Below are 4,037 nucleotides of genomic sequence, written 5' to 3' on the forward strand. Positions count from 1 at the left end.
ACTGGAGGCTCTGACTGAATACAACCGGTTACTGAAGGCCCAGTATCTGCTGAACTACATCGATGACGCCAGCCTTAGAAACCACGTGCAACGAGCCTTGAATCGGGGAGAAGCTTATCACCAGTTGCGCCGGGCAATCAGCAACGTGAACAGCGACCGGTTCCGGGGAAATAGCGACGAGGAGATACAAATCTGGAACGAAAGCGCCCGGTTGGTAGCAAATGCCATTATCTACTTCAACTCGAAAGTACTCAGCAACCTGCTGGACAGCTTCGAGGAGCAGGGCAGCGAAAAATACATGGAAACCGTAAAGGGCGCATCACCTGTCGCGTGGGAGAATATCAACTTCCGGGGTACGTATACGTTCGCGCCGACGGGAGAACTTCCGAAACTGGATGATTTAATGGCGCCAATTGAGGGGTATCGGCCGAAAGGTGAAAGTTGATGCCTCTCTACAGGCCAGTAAACATGGGCGCTTCAGAGGCTTTTGCAGTATTTGGAGGCAAAATCCCTAGGACCCCTTTTCGAAACGGTAACAGTGGGTTAGACTCGGGACTTAAACAAGGACACAGGTGTGTAAGTGAGCATGCCTACGAAGAAACTTTTAGGGAAGGTCTGAATAACTGCTGATATTTGCCCATCTTGGGTTTAAACGGCAAAAAAATCGAAGATTCAGACACTATTTTCCCTTTATTTGTGTGTTTTTTGCCCGTTTCCCGCCATTTTGGCGGAAAACAGGCGCACTGGCCCTACGCCAGCATGTATTTTTCACCGATCAGCAGGTTGCTAAACGCGGCCAGCAAATGCAACCGGTTGCTGTTCTTGGCAAGGCCGCGATAGCGGACCTTGCCATAACCAAAGACCCGCTTGATGTACCGGAAGGGATGCTCGACCTTGGCACGAACACTGGCTTTGATCTTCTCTGCTTTCAGTTTGTCGGCATCCAGCGTCTTCCGGGTGCCAGGCCGTTTGGCAATGAACCAGGAGACGTTTTTGCGGTGCTTATGCTCATCCCGCTTCTGAATGCCAAGGTAACCGGCGTCGCCGAAGACTCGTTGCTCTTCACCATGCAGCAGCTTGTCGGTGGGCACGATGTCGTGAACATTGGCAGCGGTGGTATCAATGCTATGAATCAGACCGAACGTGTCGTCGACACCAATGTGCATTTTCATGCCGAAGTGCCATTCGTTGCCCTTTCTGGTCTGGTGCATCTCCGGATCACGCTTGCCAGTTTGGTTCTTGGTGGAGCTGGGAGCAGAGATGATGGTGGCATCTACGATGCTTCCTTCACGCAACATCAAGCCGTTTTTCTCCAGGTGTTTGTTCACCTCTTTAAACAGCGCCTTGCCAAGACCGTGCTGCTCCAGGAAATGCCGGAAGTTGAGAATCGTCGTCTCATCTGGCAAACGGTCCAGCTTCAGACCCGCGAAGTGCCGCATGGATTCGATCTCGTACAGCGCGTCTTCCATGGCCGGATCGCTCAAGTTATAGAACAACTGCATGCAGTGAACCCGCAGCATGGCAGGCAGCGGATAAGGGGGCCGTCCGTTCCGGCCCTTCGGGTAATAACGGGCTACCTTCTTCTCCAACTGCTTCCACGGAATCAGCTTGTCCATCCGTTCCAGAAAGATCTCGCGACGGGTCTTGCGCTTCTTGGTCTGGTATTCGGCTTCGGAGAAGGTGATCTGATCCATGCTGGCAACGATCCTATGCGATTGACGATGGCCGTATTATCGCTGATTTTGGAGACTTATTCAGAGCCTCCTTAGGTGAATATAGCAAGGAAAAACTATGGAAATAATAAAATTGATAACTGTTGCTATCACAATATTTATTACGGGTTGCGCAAGTAATAGTAATTATGGAATAACTTATAACTCTGAACCCCAAGGAGCCGTTCTTATATGTAATGGCGAAAACAAAGGTTATACCTCAAAAACCCTTTTCTACAAATTAGACAAAGATGATAAAAAAAGGGGTTACTTCCGCACTCAAACCTGTGAAGCTAAGTGGGTTAGTGGGGTTCGTGAAACTTACTCAAACACATGGGATTTAAATAAATTCCCAAAAGGTGTCATGCAAACATTACAAAGACCAAATGTACCTGGCTATCAACAAGATGCGGAGTTCGCACTAAAAGTTCGGGAGATGAAAGCGGCTGAAAGAGCGGCAAATGCCGCACAACAAAACTCAAATAACTCTGTCTATCAAAACACAAATACAGTTAACTGCAAAAAAATGGGTGAGTTTCTAAATGTTGAAATTAAAACGTTCTCAGGAGCTATCTGTCCCCTAGGCTGGATTCAGGCTTATTGAGGGGTAATAAATTTATCTATGCATCTCGATTGGCAGCTTATTAACAGTTTCTCAGGTTGGTTTTCGGCGGCAGGCACAATATTGGCTGCCGCTGTCTCTTTGTATATATCCTTTTCGGAAAGAAGCACAAAGATTGCTGTCAGATCAGGAATTTATGTCTTTAATGAAGATGAGGGACATGTTGAATACCTTGGGATATTCGTTCAAAACATAGGGTTTAGGGCTTTTTATATCAACAATGACTCTTGTATTTCAATCAGGATTGGTTGGTTTAGAAAAAGGCACATAGGCATCGGAAGAAATCATATAGATTTTACTAAAAGCAGCACCTTTCCTTGCAAGATTGGGGAGGGTGAGCAAGCTAGGCTGTACGTACGACTGCATGATGCACAATCGCATTGGATAGACGGATTAAAGCAAGGCTTGCTTAAAGGAAGTGGCCTGTCCTCGCTAAGGATAGTAGTTTTCCAAGCATTGGTAAAAGTGTGGTGCGGCGCTTCAGCAGAGATGTCATGCGTGAATTCAAGAAAACCTAACAAGGCGCTGTTGTCGCCGCTATCGCGGCTGGGACGGCCTACACTGCGTTCCGGCCGCCCCAAAGCTTATCGTTAAGTGGTCAAAAGGATAAGAACCTTGAGCAAATTTAAACTAACAATGTTTTCACTCTTTTTGTTGCTAAGACCGGCAGTTGCATCAGCTGAGTTTACTGTGGAGAACTATCATCAGTTCAAAGGGAGTGAGGCTCGATTTGATGATTATTTAACTGGGATTGGGAAAGGGATATTTTGGGCGAATACAGTTCTTGGCGTAGAAGGGCACGACAAGATGTTCTGTATCCCACCAGGGGCATCCTGGGATCAAGGAATTATTCTATCGGTCATAGATCAGGAAATTAGAAGCCCAACATATCGGGATAGCTGGGATAGTGACGTATACATTGAGTTGATCGCGGTCCATGCATTTAAAAATAAGTTTCCATGTCCCTAGCCCTGCACTTAACAAGTGCAGGCATGGCGATGCCCACTACATTGCGCCTTTGGCTCCATTCCGTGGGCGCGCATGCTGCAAGCGTTAGCAGTCAAGAAGATTGCGTGATTGATGGCAAAGCGGTCAAAACCCTGATCTGCACGGTATGGCAGCACGAGTGCGCGCCATGAAACACTAACTACAAAGACAAATTGGATAGCAAGAAATGAAACCGATAACAATACTGATGATCTTTATAGGTTGTTTGGCTGGTTCTGGCTGGGCCTCAGCTGGCAGCCCATCGCCTACGCCACAGGCGAAAACGGCCAACAGCTCAGCAAGTTTGTTCCAGTCGGCTGTGTCAGCTTACGAGCGTAAAAATTATCCGGTCGCATTGAAGATTTTTACGGAATTAGCCGAACAGGGAGTCGCTCAAGCGCAGTTCAACCTTGGGCTCATGTATGCCAACGGCGAAGGGGTTCCTAAGAACGCATCGCAGGCAGCGGCGTGGTATCGCAAGGCCGCCGAACAGGGAGTCGCTAAAGCGCAGTTCAACCTTGGGGTCAGGTATGCCAACGGCGAAGGGGTTCCCAAGGACGCGTCGCAGGCGGTGACGTGGTATCGCAAGGCCGCCGAGCAGGGACACGCTAGCGCGCAGTCCAACCTTGGGGTCATGTATGACAACGGCGAAGGGGTTCCTAAGAACGCATCGCAGGCAGCGGCGTGGTATCGCAAGGCCGCCGAACAGGGAGTCG

At 48.7% G+C, this 4,037-nt stretch carries 6 protein-coding genes; 5 read left to right on the top strand and 1 reads right to left on the bottom strand.

All coding sequences use genetic code 11. The features are described from left to right. A partial coding sequence (locus tag I9W95_RS12710) for a Tn3 family transposase (RefSeq protein ID WP_225675462.1) occupies positions 1-445 on the top strand: 445 nt, incomplete at its 5' end. A 304-nt stretch (positions 446-749) separates the two neighbouring features. Here I9W95_RS12710 and I9W95_RS12715 read toward each other — a convergent pair. Beyond that, positions 750-1,694 (bottom strand): IS5 family transposase, encoded by a 945-nt coding sequence (locus I9W95_RS12715; RefSeq protein ID WP_011784145.1) that lies wholly within the window; start codon positions 1,692-1,694, stop codon positions 750-752. Positions 1,695-1,791: 97 nt separating this feature from the next. On the opposite strand from I9W95_RS12715, the gene I9W95_RS12720 reads away from it, so the two are divergent. The 4 genes from I9W95_RS12720 to I9W95_RS12735 form a co-directional block, all read left to right on the top strand. Next, positions 1,792-2,316, top strand: a complete 525-nt coding sequence (locus I9W95_RS12720) for a hypothetical protein (RefSeq protein ID WP_225675463.1) — start codon at positions 1,792-1,794, stop codon at positions 2,314-2,316. 18 nt (positions 2,317-2,334) lie between these two features. Next, the gene (locus I9W95_RS12725; protein ID WP_225675464.1) at positions 2,335-2,928 is read left to right on the top strand and encodes a hypothetical protein; all 594 of its coding nucleotides are present in this window, start codon (positions 2,335-2,337) and stop codon (positions 2,926-2,928) included. Between the two features lie 21 nt (positions 2,929-2,949). After that, on the top strand, positions 2,950-3,303 hold the full coding sequence (locus I9W95_RS12730; RefSeq protein ID WP_225675465.1) for a hypothetical protein: 354 nt from the start codon (positions 2,950-2,952) through the stop codon (positions 3,301-3,303). A 205-nt stretch (positions 3,304-3,508) separates the two neighbouring features. Then, positions 3,509-4,037, top strand: a 529-nt coding sequence (locus tag I9W95_RS12735; RefSeq protein WP_225675466.1) for a tetratricopeptide repeat protein, incomplete at its 3' end; no start/stop codon positions are given.

It is taken from the genome of Thalassolituus marinus (genome assembly GCF_020320395.1).
Taxonomy (GTDB): domain Bacteria; phylum Pseudomonadota; class Gammaproteobacteria; order Pseudomonadales; family Oceanobacteraceae; genus Venatoribacter; species Venatoribacter marinus.